This window comes from Pseudomonas sp. GW821-FHT07F01 (genome assembly GCF_059418825.1).
Window position 1 is genome coordinate 343,354 of sequence record NZ_JBWKQO010000007.1, and the last position, 17,673, is coordinate 361,026.

At 61.9% G+C, this 17,673-nt stretch carries 15 protein-coding genes; 6 read left to right on the plus strand and 9 right to left on the minus strand.

The genetic code is table 11. The features are described from left to right. Window positions 1-10: 10 nt before the first annotated feature. The 7 genes from algG to yaaA form a co-directional block, all read right to left on the minus strand. A complete protein-coding gene (gene algG, locus AC07R1_RS26665; RefSeq protein ID WP_123397678.1) occupies window positions 11-1,600 on the minus strand; it encodes a mannuronan 5-epimerase AlgG in 1,590 nt (529 codons plus the stop codon). A gap of 26 nt (window positions 1,601-1,626) precedes the next feature. Continuing rightward, the gene (locus tag AC07R1_RS26670) at window positions 1,627-3,084 is read right to left on the minus strand and encodes an alginate export family protein (protein WP_036996876.1); all 1,458 of its coding nucleotides are present in this window, start codon (window positions 3,082-3,084) and stop codon (window positions 1,627-1,629) included. Between the two features lie 161 nt (window positions 3,085-3,245). Further along, on the minus strand, window positions 3,246-4,685 hold the full coding sequence (gene algK, locus AC07R1_RS26675; RefSeq protein WP_495111118.1) for an alginate biosynthesis TPR repeat lipoprotein AlgK: 1,440 nt from the start codon (window positions 4,683-4,685) through the stop codon (window positions 3,246-3,248). 83 nt (window positions 4,686-4,768) lie between these two features. After that, on the minus strand, window positions 4,769-5,938 hold the full coding sequence (locus AC07R1_RS26680) for an alginate biosynthesis protein Alg44 (protein WP_011059375.1): 1,170 nt from the start codon (window positions 5,936-5,938) through the stop codon (window positions 4,769-4,771). A gap of 35 nt (window positions 5,939-5,973) precedes the next feature. Further along, window positions 5,974-7,455 carry a mannuronan synthase gene (gene alg8 / locus AC07R1_RS26685; RefSeq protein WP_072451220.1) on the minus strand — a complete coding sequence of 494 codons (1,482 nt, stop codon included), beginning with the start codon at window positions 7,453-7,455 and terminating at the stop codon, window positions 5,974-5,976. A gap of 142 nt (window positions 7,456-7,597) precedes the next feature. Continuing rightward, window positions 7,598-8,914, minus strand: coding sequence for a nucleotide sugar dehydrogenase (locus tag AC07R1_RS26690; protein ID WP_011059377.1), 1,317 nt, complete (start codon window positions 8,912-8,914; stop codon window positions 7,598-7,600). Between the two features lie 813 nt (window positions 8,915-9,727). Beyond that, window positions 9,728-10,507, minus strand: a complete 780-nt coding sequence (gene yaaA / locus AC07R1_RS26695) for a peroxide stress protein YaaA (RefSeq protein ID WP_011059378.1) — start codon at window positions 10,505-10,507, stop codon at window positions 9,728-9,730. Between the two features lie 211 nt (window positions 10,508-10,718). Between yaaA and AC07R1_RS26700 the strand changes: the two genes are divergently transcribed. The 3 genes from AC07R1_RS26700 (at window position 10,719) to AC07R1_RS26710 (ending at window position 14,753) form a co-directional block, all read left to right on the plus strand. Then, window positions 10,719-11,843, plus strand: a complete 1,125-nt coding sequence (locus AC07R1_RS26700; RefSeq protein ID WP_123430098.1) for a polysaccharide deacetylase family protein — start codon at window positions 10,719-10,721, stop codon at window positions 11,841-11,843. A 346-nt stretch (window positions 11,844-12,189) separates the two neighbouring features. Beyond that, window positions 12,190-13,584: a PhoH family protein gene (locus AC07R1_RS26705; RefSeq protein WP_011059380.1), complete on the plus strand. Its 1,395-nt coding sequence runs from the start codon at window positions 12,190-12,192 to the stop codon at window positions 13,582-13,584. A gap of 242 nt (window positions 13,585-13,826) precedes the next feature. Continuing rightward, window positions 13,827-14,753, plus strand: coding sequence for a LysR family transcriptional regulator (locus tag AC07R1_RS26710; protein WP_220223731.1), 927 nt, complete (start codon window positions 13,827-13,829; stop codon window positions 14,751-14,753). Window positions 14,754-14,826: 73 nt separating this feature from the next. On the opposite strand, the gene AC07R1_RS26715 is transcribed toward AC07R1_RS26710, so the two are convergent. Both AC07R1_RS26715 and AC07R1_RS26720 read right to left on the minus strand, forming a co-directional pair. Then, window positions 14,827-15,468: a serine O-acetyltransferase gene (locus AC07R1_RS26715; protein WP_220223732.1), complete on the minus strand. Its 642-nt coding sequence runs from the start codon at window positions 15,466-15,468 to the stop codon at window positions 14,827-14,829. Between the two features lie 249 nt (window positions 15,469-15,717). Continuing rightward, on the minus strand, window positions 15,718-16,164 hold the full coding sequence (locus tag AC07R1_RS26720) for a DMT family transporter (RefSeq protein ID WP_220223733.1): 447 nt from the start codon (window positions 16,162-16,164) through the stop codon (window positions 15,718-15,720). A gap of 232 nt (window positions 16,165-16,396) precedes the next feature. Here AC07R1_RS26720 and moaC point away from each other — a divergent pair, with 232 nt between their 5' ends. The 3 genes from moaC to moaE are packed head-to-tail and all read left to right on the plus strand — an operon-like array spanning window position 16,397 to window position 17,563. Next, window positions 16,397-16,870, plus strand: coding sequence for a cyclic pyranopterin monophosphate synthase MoaC (moaC, locus tag AC07R1_RS26725; protein WP_011059391.1), 474 nt, complete (start codon window positions 16,397-16,399; stop codon window positions 16,868-16,870). Further along, complete coding sequence (locus tag AC07R1_RS26730) at window positions 16,867-17,109, plus strand: MoaD/ThiS family protein (RefSeq protein ID WP_011059392.1); 243 nt, start codon at window positions 16,867-16,869, stop codon at window positions 17,107-17,109. Before moaC ends, AC07R1_RS26730 begins: the two co-directional genes overlap by 4 nt. A 1-nt stretch (window position 17,110) precedes the next feature. Beyond that, complete coding sequence (gene moaE / locus AC07R1_RS26735) at window positions 17,111-17,563, plus strand: molybdopterin synthase catalytic subunit MoaE (protein WP_495111112.1); 453 nt, start codon at window positions 17,111-17,113, stop codon at window positions 17,561-17,563. The last annotated feature ends 110 nt before the right edge of the window (window positions 17,564-17,673 follow it).

Sequence of the window (17,673 nt, forward strand, 5' to 3'; positions counted from 1 at the left end):
AAAGTCATCCTCAATCCCGCAATTCGGTCTGGCGTTCGACGGGGTCGATCAACACGGCTTTCTGCTGGCGCACCAGCAGGTCGAGAATTTCATCCTGGCGGTCGCCCAGGACCCCGGAGAAGCTGATGCCGCTGCTTTTGGTCGGCGCCAGCATGGAGACCCGGTACAGCTCCACGCTCAAGGGGGAGTCGATGGACATCGGCCCGCTGCCGTTGGCGGCCAGCTCGCCGCCGACCACGATCAGCGAGACCTGGGCGTCGAACGGGTCGAGCTTGATGTCGCGGTCGGTGTCGGAAAGGTCCTTGATGTGGCCGTAGACCCCGGTCAGGCCGTTGGCCATGGCGATGTTTTCGTACAGGCGGATGTTCACGCTGTTGCGAATGCGGATGCCGTGGCGGCGGTTGCTGATCACCTTGTTGCCGTAGATCAGGTTGTCGGCACTCTCGTAGAGGGTGATGCCGTCGGTGTGGTTGCGGTAGATCTCGTTGTAGGCGATCAGGTTGTTGACGCTGTTACGGTCGATCACCAGCCCGGAGAGGTGGTTGTCGTAGCTGCGGTTGTTGAAGATGAAGCTGTCGTTCACTTCCCGGGAAATGATGATGCCGTGCTTCTTCTTGGTGCCGTGGACGGTGTTGTCGGCAATGATCAGGCCATGGGAACGGTCGTGGGGGTCGATGCCGTAGACGATGTTGTCCTTGTAGGTGTTGCCCTTGAGCACGAAGTCCCGGGTCTCGTAGCAGTAGAAGCCGTACCACATGTCCGAGAACGTCGAGCCGACGATCCAGCCGGTGGGCTCGGGGCGCTTGAGGACCTTGGCCATGTTCGGCGTGTACTGGGAAATACTCACCCCGTAGGACTTGGAGTTGGCGTAGCCGAAGCTGGCCATCGTGCTGTTGACGATGTAAGTCTCGGTGCCGCCCCAGGCCAGCAGGAACGGGCGGAATTCCTTGGGCGACCGGAAGGTCGCCGGGCCGTTGTCCTTCTCGCGCCAGCCCGTGACCTTGGTGTCACGCACGAACAGCTGGCCATCGTTGACCAGGAACGAGCCGCCTTCCTGGGACAGGCGCAGCTCCTGGGTCTGTTTGTCGATTTCCAGGATGCCGTGGCGGCCGACGACGATGGGCAGGCGGGCCAGGTAGACCCCGGGCGCGGTTTCGCTGATGTACTGCTTGGGCAGCTTGCCCACCAGTTCCTTGAGGTTGACGTAGCCGTCGTCGATGAAGATCGCCTGGGGTATGCCGTGCTGGCGCACCACCCATTCGGCCATCTTGTTGTCACCGCCGATAAAGTCCTTCAGGGCGTTTTCCTGCATCATCCGGCGCACGCTGATCTTGCCCGGCTTGCTGCGCACGATCTTCGCCGCGGCCGCCTCGGCGGTGTAGCCGGAGAGGTCGGGCAGGGTCGGCTTGGCCAGGGCCAGGGGCTCGGTGGGAGCACTGCTGACGGTGTAGGTCTTGGCCTGTTGCAGCTCCTTGGCGATGATCGGCGCCTTGGCCGTCTCGGCAGTGGCGAAGGCGCTGCTGCTGGCCAGCAGCAGGGCGCCGGCCAGGAGGCTCAGGGAGCCTCTGGACAACGGGCTCTGGAGAGTTTGAGTAGGCATGTCGGGCACTCCTTTAGCGGCTTGCATCAGAAGCGCCAGATCACGTCGATAAAGGCGCGGTGCATGTAGGAGTCGACCTCTTTGCCGTAGGCGTCGCCGGGCTTGAACACGCCACCGCGCAAACGCACCAGGGCCGAAGGTTCATCGATCGACTGGCTCAGGGCCGCGGGCAACAGGCCTTGCTTGAAGTACTTGGTGACCACTAGGTCCATCTCCTGGCCGAGGTCCTTCTTGCCATCCATGAGCGGCAGCGAGGTGCTGCTGAGCAGGGCGCCGGTGGTGTCGTCGTAGTTGTTGTCCACTGCGTTGATGCCGTTGCTGCCCACCGGTTTGTTGCCGTCCACACGCCAGAACTTGTGGTAGACCAGGCTGGCGTCGTAGTCCTCGCGCAGTTGCCAGGAACCGAACAGGGTGGCGCTCTGGGTGTTGTTCATTTCGCCCCGGAAGGCTTCGCCGAAGCGGTGCACCCGGGAGCGAGTACCGGTGTAGTTGGAGCGGTTGCTTTGCAGGCCGTTCTGTTCGTACTCGGCGCTGGCCCGGGCATAGGCCGCGCCCACTTGCCAGTTCGGGTCAAGGCGCAGGCGCACGCCCAGGTCGGTGGCCCAGCCGTTGAGGTTGTCCCCGCGCTTGGCTTGGGTCGGGCGGCTGCCATCGGCGTTCAGCGGGTTGACCGTATCGCGGTCGCCGCGCATGCCGGTGAGGCTGGCCCAGTAGTTGACGGTATTGGTGTTGCGCCAGTTAAAGGCGTCGCTGTTGGCTTCCAGGCCGAGCCAGGTCAGGTCGCCGTTTTCCTTCTTGTCCAGCGGGTCGCTGGCCACGCCGGGCTGGGCATAGTCGAGCTTGCCGTCGTCGTGGGTATGGTGGGCGCGGATGCCCACCCACTGGCCGGGCGTCCACTGGTAGGCGGCGTCGGCGTACAGGTGCAGGCGGTCCTTGTCCTTGGGCGCCAGCTCCTTGAGGTCGGTGCGGTATTCGCTGAAGCGCTCGGCGGCCCCCAGGTTGGCCCGCAGCAGGGTGGTGTCGAAGGTCCAGTTCAGCGCCTCGATGTTGGTGTCGCGCCATTGCCCGTCATCGTTGCGCAGGCGCTGGCGGCCGAACTTCAACTGCTCGCCGGGGTAGGCGGTGAAGCCGCTGTAGCCGACCCAGAACTCGCGCATGGCCAGGTAGTTCTTCTTGGTCTTGCGGTCATCGTTGCTGGACTGCTGGCTGGCGTCGTCGCCGGACTGTTGCAGGGTGTCGGTTTCGATCACGTCGCTTGCGGTCACTGCCTGGCCCATGGCGTAGGCGCTCCAGTTGCCGCTTTCGCCATAGACCCAGGGCCGCAGGTCGAGGCCGATGCCGTTGACGTCGCCACCGCCCTGGGTGCCCAGGTCGCGATCGTCCTCGGACTGGCCGGTGATCTTCACTTCCAGGCCGAAGTTCTTGGTGTCGGTGATGGCCGCCAGGGTCGGGTTGGACCAGATCATGGCAAAACCCAGGGCCATGCCCAGTTTCGACAGGCACAAGCGCTTGCCTGTGGTGGTGAAGGCGGGGTGTGCCCGTTCGCGCAGCGGCCGCGATTCGCGAGGGCCGGTGTGGCGAGCGCTTCGCGCTTGGTCGCAGCCTGCGGCAGCGGCTACAGGGGCGGTGTTGAATGGGATGGACTTCATAGGGATTCCTCGCCGTCTTCTTCCTGCAGCGCGTGCAGTTGCAGCGTGTTCTGGGTCAGGGCACCGCGCGCCGCCTGCTCCTGTTGCAGCAGGCGCTGGGCTTCGGCGCGCTGGCCGGGGGGCAGTTGTTGATCCAGCTGCTGGGCCAGTTCGTTGGCCTGTGGGGTGTCCTGGGCCTTGGCCAGCTGGCTGAAGACGTAGGCGTTGACCGGGTTGGGCGCGGTGCCGCGGCCCTGGGAAAACAGCTGGGCAATGGCGAAGTCGGCGCTGTTCTGGCCGTTGCGGGCAGCCGTCAGTAGGTGGTCCAGGGCTTTTTGCGGGTACACCTGGCCCAGATAGCCACGGCGGTAGATCTGCCCCAGGTAGTAGTCGGCGGCGACTTCGCGGCCCACGGCTTTCTGGAAGTGCGCCTCGGCCACCTTGGCGTCCGCCGGCACCCACTTGCCTTCGTAGTAGAGCTTGCCCAGCAGCAGTTCGGCCCGGGGCTGGTCGGCGGCGCGGCCGTTCTCCAGGTATTCCATCATCTTGTCGACGTCACCCAGCTCGGGGAAGTCGTAGAGCAGTTGCGCCAGGCTGACCCAGGAGGCCGGGTAGCCGGGGGCGACCTGCTCCAGCAAGGCCTGGGCGGTCTTTTCGTCCGGCTTGCCAAGACTGGCATCGCCCAGCACGCGGGCCACGCTGTCGACTCGCTGGGCACTGACCGTGCCACGGCTGTAGCCGGCCTGCAGTCGCTTGATCAGCTCGGCCTGCTGTTCTGGCTGGCCGCGTTTCTGGTAGACGGTGGCCAGCTCGACGTAGCAGATGTCGGTGCTGTCGAGGGCGGCCTTGCAGATGCTTTCCACCTGGTCCAGGTGCTGGTCGTAGGTGCCCTGGGTGCGGTACAGCAGGACCTGGGCCAGACCGGCTTCCGGATAGCCGGCGGCGCGCCATTGGCTGATCTGCTGCTGGGCGTCGACGTTGGGGAAGCTGTGGGGGTATTGCAGGTACAGCATCGCCAGGGGGATCAGGGTGTTGCCTTCGCCATTGGCGAAGGCTTTCTTCAGCAGGCCTTCGGCTTCGTGCTGCTCGGCCTCGCTGGAGCCGGGCTTGGCCACCAGCAGGCGCCCCAGGCGCGCCTGGGCACGGGGCGAGGTGTCGGCCGCGGCGCGGTAGGTGGCCTCGGCCTGCTTGATCTGCGCCGGGTCGCGGCTTTCCACCTGAATGTCGGCCAGGCCCACTTGCGCTTCGCTGTAGCCCAGGTCTGCCAGTTGGCGGTAGTTCTGCTGGGCCAGGGCGGTGTCGCCGCGCTTCAGGGCCTCGTTGGCCAGGCGCTGGTCCGGCAGGCCGGCGCAACCGGCCAGGGCCAGCGCCGCGACCAAAGGCAATACCGAACCCTGTAGCCGCTGCCGCAGGCTGCGATCGAGCGCGAAGCGCTCGTGCTGGTTGTCGGGGAGCATCGAGTCGGCCGGATGGCGTCCGCTGCGCGGCCGGGCGCAGCCTGCGGCAGCGGCTACAGGGAGCTGGGTAGGCACTCTCATGGTTACAGACCCGCAGCCATGGCTTTGTCGATCAGCCAGTTCATCGACGGGCCACGGTCGCTGCTGACTTCCACCGGGCGGCCGGCGAAGGCGCTGCTCAGGGGCGCGTCGGGCTTGATCTGTACGCGGATGTCGGAGGACAGGTCGTTGCTGTTGAGGCTGGCGCTGCTGACGATGGTGCCGGTGCGCACTTCATCCTCGCCGGCGATCTGGAAGTTGACCTTGGTGCCCGGGCGCACGTCGCCGAACTGGCGGTAGGAGAACCGCGCCTCGACATTGGCCAGGCTATTGCGCGGCACCAGCTGGAAGATCACGTCGCCCTTGCTGGCGTACTGCCCGTCGGCCACCAGTTGCTGGGCCACGGTGCAGTCGCAGGGGGAGGTCAGGGTGCCGGTCATCTGCTTGCCGAACAGTTCCTCGACCTTGGCCGGTTGCAGCTGGTTCTCGTCCAGGTGGCCCTTGAGCACGTCCAGCATGCTGGTGCTGAAGCTGGCCAGGGGCGCGCCTTTGGCAACGCTGCCATCGGTCTGCACCAGGCTCTGCACGGTGCCGTCGCGCGGCATGGTGACGTTCATCCCCGGAACGTTGACCAGGCCGGCCTCGGCGTGGCTGACGAAGTACATGCCGTACACCGACTTGAGGATGAAACCGAAGGCGGCAAGGCCGACGATGAAGATCCCGGCGCTGAAGGTCACCGCCCGCAGGCGCCCCAGCGGAGTCATGCCGCTGCCGCTGTCCTTGTTCTTGCGCGCCTTGGTGAAGTTGTCCCGCTGCAGGGTGGCGAGCACGTCGCCCATGCTGACGATGTCGCCGGCCAGGTGCGAGGTGATCAGGTGGCGCAGGGTGGAGATGTCCTGGGGTTCGAGGTTCTGGAACTGGCAACCGACGCGGCCGCTCTGGCGATCGAAGGAGCGGACCTGCAGCTCGACGTCCATGGCCAGGCCGAGGTTGTCGATGACAAATTGCAGGCGGCCCTTGTGCACTTCGCCCACGGTCAGCATCTGCTGCCCGGCGTTGAAGCTCAGGCCGCCGGCGGAGAGGTCGTGGACCCGCACTTCAAGAGGCTTGGCCTCGGTTCCGAAGAAGCGCAGCTTGGCCGGGATCTTGACCCGGGCGTGCTGGCGTTGGGCTTCGGATTCATGCACTACATTGACGTTCACGGCGGTGTTCATAGAGTCGATTTCCTAGTTAATTCAGGCAAGGCGGTTCAGACCATCAGCAGCAGGACAGCGACGAACACGCTGCCGGCCGAGAAGGTCATGGTCCGAGACGACCAGGTGTTGAACCAACGTTGAAAACTGGCCAGGTCGCGGGTCAGCTTGGTGTCCTGGCGGGTCCAGGATTGCTGGTCGAGGCGGAAGAACACGTAGATCTTCACCAGCGCGCCGACGATCTGGTTGTAATAGAGAATCAAGGGGTAGGCCGGGCCGATGCGGTGCCCCGAGCAGGACAGCAGCAGGGTCAGGATCAGGCGGGTAATGCCGATCCACAGCAGGTAGGCCAGGATGAAGGCAGTGCCGTACTTGAAGCTGGCGATGATCGCCACGGTCAGGCCCAGCAGCGAGGTCCACATCGATACGCGCTGGTCGAACAGCACCACGCTGGTGAACAGCCCCAGGCGTTTCATGCCCAGGCCGAGGGCCCGGGAGTTCTGCCGCAGGTTGTTGCCGTACCAGCGGAACATCAGCTTGCGGCTGGCCTTGATGAAGCTCTTCTCCGGCGGGTGCTCCACGGTGTTGATTGCCGCGTCAGGCACGTAGAAGGTGTCGTAGCCCAGGCGCATCAGGCTGAACCAGCTGGACTTGTCGTCGCCGGTAAGGAACTTGAAGCGGCCCAGGCGCCAGTGCTGCAGGGAGTCGCTTTCCACGTCGGCGATGAAGTCCGGGTCGGTGACCACGGTGGCGCGAAACACCGACATGCGCCCGGTCATGGTCAGCACGCGCTTGGACAGGGCCATGGAGCACATGTTGATGTGGCGCTGGGCGAAGCGCAGCTTGTGCCATTCGCTCATGATGTAGCCGCCGCGCACTTCGCAGAATTCGTTGGTGGTCAGGCCGCCGACATTGCCGAACAGCTGGAACCAGGGCACGGTCTTGCGTACCACGCCTTCGCCGAGCACGGTGTCACCGTCGATCACCGCTACCACGGCGCGGCTGTCCGGCAGGTGGCGGGAGATGGCACGAAAGCCGAAGGCCAGGCCATCACGCTTGCCGGTGCCGGGGATGCGCACGAAGTCCAGCTTGACCCGCTCCGGCGGGTTCATCCGCGCCCACAGGCTTTTCACCAACAGCTCGTCGGACATTTCCACGATCGAGCAGACCACGGTGGTGGGGAAGCCGCAGTCGATGGCTTCACGGATGACCGAGCCGTAGACCTGGGCGGTGGTCAGCGCGTCGATCCGGAAGCTGGTGACCATCAGGTACACATGGGACGGGTCCGCCGCGCTGCCGAGCTTGCGCACCTTGCGCCGCAGGTGCGGGTAGACCACGTAGAGAAACAGCATGCCGCGCACGAAGTGCGTGGCACCCATCGAGTAGCGCCAGATGCCCACGGCGCCAATCAGGAAAATGAAGTCCTTGGACTGTGAGTCGAAGGTCGAGGCGGGCAGCAACAAGGCCATGCCCATCAGCAAACTCAAGTAGAACAGCCAACCGGCGGCCTGAAGCAGGCCGTGCTTTAGCCTGTGCATAATCTGCGTCCATCAAGGTCTCGGGCGAGCCTGTGGGGTGGCCCGAGGGGGGTTAAGGCAGGCATGGAGATCTGGGAGGGCCAGATCGCTGGCCAGCCAGCTCCTACGGGGATGGGGTAGGAGCCGGCTGGCTGGCGAACCCTTACCAGCAGATCCCTTCGGTACGGCCTTTGCTGCAGGTAGCCTTGGACATGAAGCCCACCAGGTCGATGACCTGCTTGCCGTGGGGCACGTCTTCGGCCAGGGCGCGGAACTTCTCGTCGCGGTTGCCGAGAATGATCACGTCGGAGTTGCCGATTACCGCGTCGAAGTCCGAGTTGAGCAGGGACGAAACGTGGGGGATCTTCGACTCGATGTAGTCCTTGTTGGCGCCGTGAACCCGGGCGTACTCGACGTTGCTGTCGTAGATGCTCAGGTCGAAGCCCTTGCCGATGAGCATTTCCGCCAGTTCCACCAGCGGGCTCTCGCGCAGGTCGTCGGTGCCGGCCTTGAAGCTCAGGCCCAGCAGGGCGACCTTGCGCTTGTCATGGCTGGAAACGATGTCGAAGGCGTTCTGCACCTGGGATTCATTGCTGCGCATCAGCGAGTTGAGCAGGGGCGCCTCAATGTCCAGGGAGCCGGCGCGGTAGGTCAGGGCGCGCACGTCCTTGGGCAGGCACGATCCGCCGAAGGCGAAGCCCGGGCGCATGTAGTACTGGGACAGGTTGAGGGTCTTGTCCTGGCAGACCACGTCCATCACTTCACGGCCGTCCACGCCCACCGCCTTGGCGATGTTGCCGATCTCGTTGGCGAAGGTGACCTTGGTGGCGTGCCAGACGTTGCAGGTGTACTTGATCATCTCGGCGACTTCGATGTCCTTGCGGATGATCGGTGCATCGAGCTCTTCGTACAGCGCTTGCAGCACATCACCGGAGGCCTGGTCGAACTGGCCGATCACGGTCATGGGCGGGAAGTCGTAGTCCTTGATCGCGGTGCTTTCACGCAGGAACTCGGGGTTCACCGCGACGCCGAAATCCACCCCGGCCTTCTTGCCCGAGCAGTCTTCGAGGATCGGGATCACCACGTTCTTCACGGTGCCCGGCAGCACGGTGCTGCGCACCACGATGGTGTGGCGGGTGGCCTTGTCGCGCAGGACGAAACCGATCTCGCGGCACACCGATTCGATGTAGTCCAGTTCCAGGTCGCCGTTCTTCTTGCTCGGGGTACCGACGCAGATCATCGACAGGTCGGTATCGCGAATGGCCTCGGCGAAGTTGGTGGTGCCACGCAGACGAGCGGTCTGGATTCCTTGCGCCAGAAGTTCGCCCAGGCCCGGTTCGACGATCGGCGACTTGCCGGCGTTGATCAGGTCGATCTTGTCTTTGGAGATATCTACGCCAACCACTTCATGGCCCCGTGCGGACAGGCAACCGGCACATACTGCACCGACGTAACCCAAACCAAATATGCTGATGCGCATCGCATTTACCTCTGTGTTATTCACGCCATTAGATGGCCGGAGTTAATGTTTGCCAGCTGTTGTTGCGCACTCGGAAGTCCAGCGAAGTACGCTGTAGTACCGTGTGCAGGCAGACTAAGTTCCGAGTGACTAAATAAATGCACTCAAGTTGTGCGCAACCGATCCATGTTGTTTTGACTTGCCCTTGAATGTTGCCGGCGGCTCCTGCTGCAGGTCCCTCGAGAAAAACCATCCGCGTTCCTGTGGATGGCTGGATGCCACGTAGTACGGGCTCTCCAGTTGTTTTCGGGGGCCTTGAAGGCCAGCTGTTCCTTGGCTCGTTAGGGGATAGTTGAGGTGCCTTATCTCCGTTTGTTTACCCTTTAGTTCAAGTTTGTGACTCGTTGGTCAAATCAATGTTGCAACTTGATTAGTTCCTCGTGAGTCCGTGTAAGTCATCTCCTACAACCTCGTTGAGAATCGTTACCGGTGGTATGAGCGGTGTCTGAAGGCATAGTTCCTGCCCGCTCATCCTGTTTTTCGAAATTTCTTGAAATATTGAGAAAGATGGCACTGCTCTCAAACTGATAGCACTAACGGTTTGAGCCTTTAGTTATGGGGAGTTGAAGCGAGGGGATATTTTTGTGCCACTACCGAATAAAAAAAGTGGTGCCACTACTGAAAAAAATCAGGGCTGTCGAGTGAAATAAAAGTTAGGCAAAACGCTGAAAGTTCTATGGCGCCAGAAAATTGGCTTATTAAAGGCGGGGAATGTGCGGATGATCACATTCTGGCGCGCTCGCCGGTTGGAAGCGAGCGCGGCAGGGGAACGCTTTATTCCGGTGCGTGGTCGCGCAGGAATACCAGGTTGTCGGCTTTGGACTGCTCCGCGCTGAAGCGGTAGCCCTGGACGTCGAATTGCTTGAGCTGAGCGGGGTCGTTGATGCGCTCCTGGATGACGAAGCGGCTCATCAGGCCACGGGCTTTCTTGGCATAGAAACTGATGATCTTGTACTGGCCGTTCTTCAGGTCCTTGAACTCGGTATTGATGATCCGCGCGTTCAGGGCCGTGCGCTTGACCGCCGAGAAGTACTCGTTGGAAGCCAGGTTCAGCAGCAGGTCGTCACCTTGCTCGGCCAGAGCCTCGTTGAGCCATTCGCTGATGCGGGTGCCCCAGAAGGCGTACAGGTCCTTGCCCCGGGCGTTGGCCAGCTTGGTGCCCATTTCCAGGCGATAGGGCTGCATCAGGTCCAGGGGGCGCAGCAGGCCGTACAGGCCGGAAAGCATGCGCAGGTGCTGCTGGGCGTAGTCGAAATCCGCCTCGCTGAGGGTTTCGGCGTTGAGCCCGGTATAGACGTCGCCCTTGAACGCCAGCAGCGCCTGCTTGGCGTTGTCTGGAGTGAAGGCCGGGGTCCAGCTACCGAAGCGCGCGGCGTTGAGCCCGCCGATCTTGTCGGATACGTGCATCAGCTCGCTGATCTGCGCCGGGGTCAGTTCCCGCAGTTGCTGGATCAGTTCCTGGGAGTGGTCGAGGTATTGCGGCTGGGTGAAGCGCTGGGTAACCGGCGGTGTTTCGTAATCGAGGGTCTTGGCGGGTGAAATCACCATCAGCATGGGGTCGTCTCCTTTTGGCGTCGGGGGATTCTAGGGGCTCGGGCGCCCGGACTCCACCTATGATGGCGATAGTCATGACCGCTGATCGCGGTTCGCCGGCAAGCCGGCTCCCGCACGAGCCTGTAGGAGCCGGCTTGCCGGCGAAGGGGCCCTGATTCCTGGCACAGATCGGCTATAGTGCGGCGCGGGTTTTGTTCTGGAGGCATCCCTTTTGCGTATCGCGTTTCTCTTCTCGGCCTGGCTTCTGAGTTTCAGCGTGCTGGCAGCGCCCAATGATGTGGCGACCCTGGACCGCAGCACCTGGCCGGAAAAGCTCGACAATCCGACCCTGTTCGACGTCGCCTCGCGGGCCGAGATCCTCTCCTTCGCTCGCGCCTTGCTGATCAGCGAAGCCTGGGACGAGGCCTCGATGAAGCAGCGCCTGGGCCTGCGGATGATCAACATGGAGGCGATCTCTGAGCTGCGCGAGCATCTGTGGCAGCGCCTGCTGGATAACTACAACTTCGCCCAGCAGAGCTGCGACCAGGACGCGTCCTTCTGTTACCTGGTGGAAAACATGCAGCAGTTGCGCAAGCAGGCCGGCAAGTTCCATCTGGCGCAGGACTCCTACTACGCGCGCTGGGGCGAGCCGAGCCGGACCTTCCACGAGCAGTACCTGGACGAATTGCTGCGCAAGGCCGCGCTGTCACCGCAGACCAGCAGCGAAGTGCTGCGCTTTGGCGACTACGAGCGCAATGGCGACGAGCTCAATGACCGGCTGTTTCTGCTGACCTTCGACAGCGCCGCCAACCTGGCGCCGGACAACACGCCCTGGCTCACCAACTACCTGCGCAAGGCCAACCTCAGCGGCACCTTCTTCGTTCTTGGCAACGATATCCAGAACCGTCTCGACAAGGCGTCGGTGGCCAGCCTGCAATCCCTGTATTCCCGGCAGTGCGTTGGGGTCCAGGGGTGGGAATTCCGTTCCCACAGCCATTGGCAGGACTGGCAGTACTCGATCCAGCGCAGCGCCGACCTGGTGAAAAGCAAGCTGCCGGAAAACTACGTGCCGCTGTTCCGCCCGCCCTATGGCCAGCGTCGCGCCGACGCCCAGGGCTTCTTCAATGCCCAGGGCATGCAGGTGGCGCTATGGGACATCGACGCCCAGGACGGCGCCGGCAAGCTCAAGGCCGAGGACAGCGGGCAAAGAGTGTTGACCTTGATGCTGCTGTGGCGACGCGGGGTGATCGCCTTCAATGCCAAGCAGGATGGGGTCAAGAGCAGCCTGCCCTGGTTGCTGGCCCAGACCGCGCAGAGCGGCATCGGTTGGGAAGACTGCCAGGATGCATTTCGCTGAAACGAAACAGCCTGCGCAAACAGGGAGAAATGGCGGCTGAAGAGGGGAAAAATAGCGGGATTTCGAGGCAGGCGGACTTCCGACTTTAACGGTGCCCGGGCCACTCGCCAAGGGCTATTCGTCACTCTGCAAAATAAACATCAAAAAAGCGTCAAAGTGCTTTTTCCTGTCACGGTTTTTGGAGTATTACGAACTCAGACCGCCGAAACCTGCGACACAGGTGGCGTCTCCCAAGACTCCTTGTGTGTGCAGGTCACCTGAACCCCCGCGGGTGAATTCGGTGGCCCTTCGAGGCGCGATACCCCATGGTATTGCGTCGACTGGCTCCCACATAAGGTGACCGAGTATGGATGACCACGGACGTAGCTCTTCTTCCAACCAGCCAATCCTTTATGTACTCGATACCAATGTATTGATTCACGATCCAAACGCCTTACTGAATTTCGAAGAACACCACGTCGCCATCCCCATGACCGTCCTCGAAGAGCTGGACAAGCTCAAGAGCGGGCATCACAGCGTGGCCGCCGAATGCCGCCAGGCCATCCGCCTGATCGACAAGACCCTGGGTGAAGCCTCACCCGAGGACGTCGAGCTGGGCGTACCGATCCAGCGTGGCAAGAGCGGGCCCAAGGGCTTGCTGTCGATCCTCATGAGCAAGCGCAACGAGCCCACCAGCCTGTTGCCGGACAACCTCAACGACAACATCATCATCAACCAGCTGATCGACCTGCACGCGCGCAACAAGGACCTGCCCGTGGTGCTGGTGACCAAAGACATCAACATGCGCCTCAAGGCGCGGGCCTGCGGGATCGCCGCCGAGGACTACAGCACCGACCAGCTGGTGGACGATGTTTCCCTGCTGCCCAATGGTTTCCACAACATGAGCGGCTCGTTCTGGGACCGCGTAAGCAAGGTGGAAACCCGCCAGGACCATGGCCGTACCTGGCACCAGGTGCAGTTGATCGACAACCTGCCGGCGGTGCACATCAATGAATTCATCATCGACGAACAGGGCTTTGTCGGCTGGATCAAGGAAATCCGCGCCGATGTGCTGCTGATCCTCGACCTGCATCAGGAGCCCCTGTTGCACCAGGAGGCCTGGGGCCTGAAACCGCGGGACATCTACCAGGGCCTGGCGCTGTACGCGCTGCTCGATCCGGATATCCACCTGGTCAACCTGTCCGGCGCCGCGGGCTCGGGCAAGACCATCCTGGCCCTGGCCGCCGCTATCGAGCAGACCATGGTCAGCAAGCGCTACCGGCGCATCATCGCCACCCGCAGCGTGCAGGGGCTGGACCAGGAGATCGGCTTCCTGCCCGGCACCGAGGCGGAGAAGATGGAACCCTGGCTGGGCGCCATCACCGACAACCTCGAAGCCCTGCACATGGATGACGAGAACACCCACGGCAGCGTCGACTACATCCTCAGCAAGGTGCCGTTGCAGTTCAAATCCCTGAACTACATCCGCGGCCGCAGCTTCCAGCAGAGCCTGATCCTGATCGACGAATGCCAGAACCTCACCCCGCACCAGATGAAGACCATCATCACCCGTGCCGGCGCCGGTTCCAAAGTGGTGTGCCTGGGCAACCTGGCACAGATCGATACCCCCTACCTGTCGGCCACCAGTTCTGGCCTGACCTACCTCACCGAACGTTTCAAGGACTTCCCCAACGGCGTGCACATCACCCTGCAAGGGGTGCCGCGCTCGATCCTGGCGGAATACGCCGAAAGCCACTTGTAACCTCACCCTGGAACACAACGGGCGGCCCTTGGGCCGCCCGTTGTGTTTGCGTGGTACGTCTCACCGGGACTGTGCCGGCTGGGCCCAGCGAGTGCCAGGAGCGTCGTGGATTCGACCGGCGCTTCACGGTCGAATAGAATTTCCCGGCGATTTCGAGAGTGTTCAGCCAACAAGGGTCCCTTGGTGTCGATACAGGTCGCGGGGCTTTTGCGAGGCTGGTCCCCCAGGTTGGAAATAACAGGATGGTCACTGCTTTACTGCGTAATATCGATTTGAACCTGCTGGTGGTGCTGGATGCCTTGCTGACGGAGAAGCATGTCACCCGTACGGCCCTGCGTCTGCATCTGAGCCAGCCGGCGATCAGTCATTCATTGAACAAGTTGCGTGGATTGCTCGACGACCCGATCCTGATTCGTCGTGGCGGTGAGTTGGTGCTCAGTTCCCTGGCACAGAATCTTCAGGAGCCGCTGCGGGAAATCCTCGGGCAGATCGAGACGTTGTTCGGCAAGTCGATCGATTTTGATCCGGCCAGCTCCCAGCGTGTCTTCACCCTGGCGATGTCCGACTACGGGGCGGCGATCATCCTGCCTGGACTGTTGGTGCGCCTGCGTCGGGATGCACCGAACACCACCCTGCTGGTGACCCAGGACAGCCGGCACGGGATGTTCGAGCAGGTGGCCCAGGGCAAGATCGACCTGGCGCTGGGGGTGTTTCCCAAATTCACGGAAGATCTCGCCACCGAGGTGCTGTTCGAGGAAACCTTCTCCTGCCTGCTCGATCGTCGTACTCTGCCGGCCAATGGCGTGCTCGATTTGCACAGCTACCTGGCACGGCCGCATCTTCTGGTGTCTGTGGATGGCTCGGCCAATGGCGAGGTCGACAGCCTGTTGCGCGATCATGGCCTGCAACGGCGAATTGCCGTCAACGTGCCCCACTGGGGGACCGCTCCCAGCATGATTCACAACACCGACCTGATCCTTACCGTGGCCACCCGTACCCTGGACGATGCCCGGCTCGATCAGAACCTGGCGCGGGTGAAGCCGCCGTTGCCGATTCCAGCCTTTCCTTTTGTGCAGATCTGGCATCGGCGATTCAAGGATGAGCCTGCGCATGCCTGGCTGCGTGAACAAATCAGGCAGGTAGTCGATCAGGCGCCGACCACCGCCTGAGAGCGATCAGGCCCATTTCCCCCGGACTTCGAGCGGGGCGAACTCCGGCAGCCGGCAGTTGGTGCGCGATGGCTCATTGCGCTTCGGTCGAGCTGACGACTTTGAGCCACGTGCCAGTGGGCAGAGTGTGGGTAATGACGCAGGCCGGACTGACCAGCACGTTGTCATCGACTGTCACGTAGCCAATCAGCCTGGCGCCGGCGCCGATCTCGACATTGTTGCCCAGCCTCGGGTGGCGGTGGCCTTCAGGATCATGGGCCGCCAGTTGAGTGTCTAGGATGACTGCACACAGAAGGTGGCAATCGTCGCCGATTCTGCAGGTTGGACCGATGATTGTGCCGTAGCCATGTTCGAGGACAAAGCGTTGGCCAATCTGTGCCGCCGGATGGATATGCGCTCCGCTGATGAGTTTGCCCTGGTGGCTCACTCTCTCGGCAATCAGCCGATAGTCGTGACCTGCTTCCGGTGGCAATTGCCAGATCCAGTGCGCTAGCCGGTAATACATCACGGCTTTGAACGAGCAGCGGTTCTGCAGGATCAGTTCAAGTCGCCCCTGGGTAGCAGGATCACGGCTGGCGAATGCTGCCAGATCTTCGATGATTTTCTGAGTCGTTGCCTCGATCAAGGCCGGCAGTTTCGGTTCGAGTGCCAAAAAGTCTTCGGCGACCAGGGCGTTGGAGATATGGATGAGCAACTCATCTTGCAATCCTTGCATGTCAATCAAGCCTCGATCGAGGCCCTCCATTGGCAGTTTTCGGTTATGTAACCAGGCTCTATGCAGCTTCCTTCACTCTTTCCTTTGGTTTAACCAAGAGCTCAATTGGCTGCGGCTGAAATCTTCGATGAATTTACAAACGATACTCGACAACTCGTCCTGCTCTTGCCAGGCCTGTTGTTTATGTATGGCTTTGCAAAGGGGGGGTGAGGAAATATATTTATATGCGCTGCTGGAAGTTGGTTTTGGTTATCCACGAACGGTAATTACGAATCCGCCAGCGACAACCAGTGCTCCTATTATCTTTTGTAGGCTTATTTCCTGGCGAGGCAGGCCGACCAGACCGAAGTGGTCGATAAGCAGGGATATGATCAACTGGCCGACGATCACCGCCATGATGAAATTGACAGCGCCAAGGCGCGGTGCCATCAGCAGGGCGACGGTGATGTAGAAAACCCCGGCGATGCCGCCCAGCCAGATCCACCAAGGACCACCTTGGGCCGCGACGAAGTTGGGGCGAGGAACCTTGATGAAGATGATTACGATGGCAAGTGCCAGCAGGCTGACAACTAGTGAGACGCCCGTGGCCCATAATGGATGGCCCAACAAGTTGCCAAGTTTTGAGTTGCTTCCTGCCTGAAGTGGAACTGCGAAGCCGGCCAAAAGACTCAAGAGGATTGATATAAGGAGTGCCATGTATTTATGCTCAGATTTTTTTGGCTTTGTACTTTTATTAATATAAGTTCGCCAATTCTTTATTCTTATGCAGAGTATTCGCCACAGTGATTACCTTGTCCGCACCTGGTGCCAGAGGGTTTTATGGCAGGATCCGGGCAGGGTTCTTTCTGTCAGCGGGTGGCGTTGGTGCAGGGTGCGGAAAACTGACCCGCGGGTTTACAATCGCCGCCACCAGATCAGGAGTAACGCCGTGCTGACTCATCTCGATTCCCAGGGGCGCGCCAATATGGTCGACGTCACCGACAAGGCCGTGACCTTTCGCGAGGCGGTGGCCGAAGCGCGGGTACGCATGCTCCCGCAAACCCTGCAGATGATCGTCAGCGGCGGTCATCCCAAGGGCGATGTATTCGCCGTGGCGCGCATCGCCGGGATCCAGGCGGCAAAGAAAACCAGTGACCTGATTCCCCTGTGCCATCCGTTGATGCTCACCAGTGTCAAGGTCGAGCTCAGTGCCGAAGGCGAGGACTGCGTGCACATCGTTGCGCGTTGCAAGCTATCGGGGCAGACCGGGGTGGAAATGGAGGCGCTGACCGCCGCCAGCGTCGCCGCGCTGACCATCTATGACATGTGCAAGGCGGTGGACCGGGGCATGACCATCGACAGCGTTCGGGTGCTGGAGAAGCTCGGCGGCAAGAGCGGCCATTACCAGGCGGATCAGGCATGAAGATCTCGGTGAAGTTTTTCGCTCGCTACCGCGAGGCCCTGGGCATTGACGGGCTGGAGATCGAAGGCGTGTTCCAGCAGGTCGAGGATGTGCGCCAGGCGTTGCTGTCCCGGGACGGGGCCGAGGTATTGGCCGAGCAGAACCTGATGTGCGCTCGCAATGAAGAGCTGTGCCAGCTGGACGAACCCCTGGAAGACGGCGACGAAGTGGCGTTTTTCCCCACGGTGACCGGAGGTTGAGATGGCGATTCGAGTGCAGTCAGCAGCGTTCGATCCCGGGGCTGAAGTCAACGCCATGCACGCCGCGGATACCGGGGTGGGTGCGGTGGTCAGCTTTGTCGGCTACGTGCGCGATTTCAATGATGGGCAGGAGGTCCACGGCATGTTTCTTGAGCACTACCCGGGCATGACCGAAAAGGCCCTGGGCAAGATCGCCGCCGAAGCCGAGCAGCGCTGGCCGCTGTTGCAACTGGAAGTGCTGCACCGCATCGGCGCCCTGGAGCCGGGCGAGCCCATTGTGTTTGTCGGTGCGGCCAGTGCCCATCGCCAGGCTGCGTTCGATGCCTGTGCCTTTGTCATGGATTACCTGAAGACCCGGGCGCCTTTCTGGAAGAAGGAAAACACCGCCGACGGCCCGCGCTGGGTCGAAGGTCGCGACAGCGACCATGCGGCGGCCGCGCGCTGGAAAGACTGATCCCCTGATACTTGCCGGCGGCACCTGAGCCCGCCGCAATCCAACCTGCAATCGACTGCGACTGTTCCCGCCGACCGCTGGGGATAAGTCGTTGCGCGCGCCGTTGACGA

What these genes read in the sequence shown, in the direction of transcription:
- algG (WP_123397678.1), bottom strand. Translation starts at nt 1,600, where the DNA reads ATGCCTACTCAAACTCTCCAGAGCCCGTTGTCCAGAGGCTCCCTGAGC.
- AC07R1_RS26670 (WP_036996876.1), bottom strand. Translation starts at nt 3,084, where the DNA reads ATGGCCCTGGGTTTTGCCATGATCTGGTCCAACCCGACCCTGGCGGCC.
- algK (WP_495111118.1), bottom strand. Translation starts at nt 4,685, where the DNA reads ATGCTCCCCGACAACCAGCACGAGCGCTTCGCGCTCGATCGCAGCCTG.
- AC07R1_RS26680 (WP_011059375.1), bottom strand. Translation starts at nt 5,938, where the DNA reads ATGAACACCGCCGTGAACGTCAATGTAGTGCATGAATCCGAAGCCCAA.
- alg8 (WP_072451220.1), bottom strand. Translation starts at nt 7,455, where the DNA reads ATGCACAGGCTAAAGCACGGCCTGCTTCAGGCCGCCGGTTGGCTGTTC.
- AC07R1_RS26690 (WP_011059377.1), bottom strand. Translation starts at nt 8,914, where the DNA reads ATGCGCATCAGCATATTTGGTTTGGGTTACGTCGGTGCAGTATGTGCC.
- yaaA (WP_011059378.1), bottom strand. Translation starts at nt 10,507, where the DNA reads ATGCTGATGGTGATTTCACCCGCCAAGACCCTCGATTACGAAACACCG.
- AC07R1_RS26705 (WP_011059380.1), top strand. Translation starts at nt 12,190, where the DNA reads ATGGATGACCACGGACGTAGCTCTTCTTCCAACCAGCCAATCCTTTAT.
- AC07R1_RS26710 (WP_220223731.1), top strand. Translation starts at nt 13,827, where the DNA reads ATGGTCACTGCTTTACTGCGTAATATCGATTTGAACCTGCTGGTGGTG.
- AC07R1_RS26715 (WP_220223732.1), bottom strand. Translation starts at nt 15,468, where the DNA reads ATGCAAGGATTGCAAGATGAGTTGCTCATCCATATCTCCAACGCCCTG.
- AC07R1_RS26720 (WP_220223733.1), bottom strand. Translation starts at nt 16,164, where the DNA reads ATGGCACTCCTTATATCAATCCTCTTGAGTCTTTTGGCCGGCTTCGCA.
- AC07R1_RS26730 (WP_011059392.1), top strand. Translation starts at nt 16,867, where the DNA reads ATGAAGATCTCGGTGAAGTTTTTCGCTCGCTACCGCGAGGCCCTGGGC.
- moaE (WP_495111112.1), top strand. Translation starts at nt 17,111, where the DNA reads ATGGCGATTCGAGTGCAGTCAGCAGCGTTCGATCCCGGGGCTGAAGTC.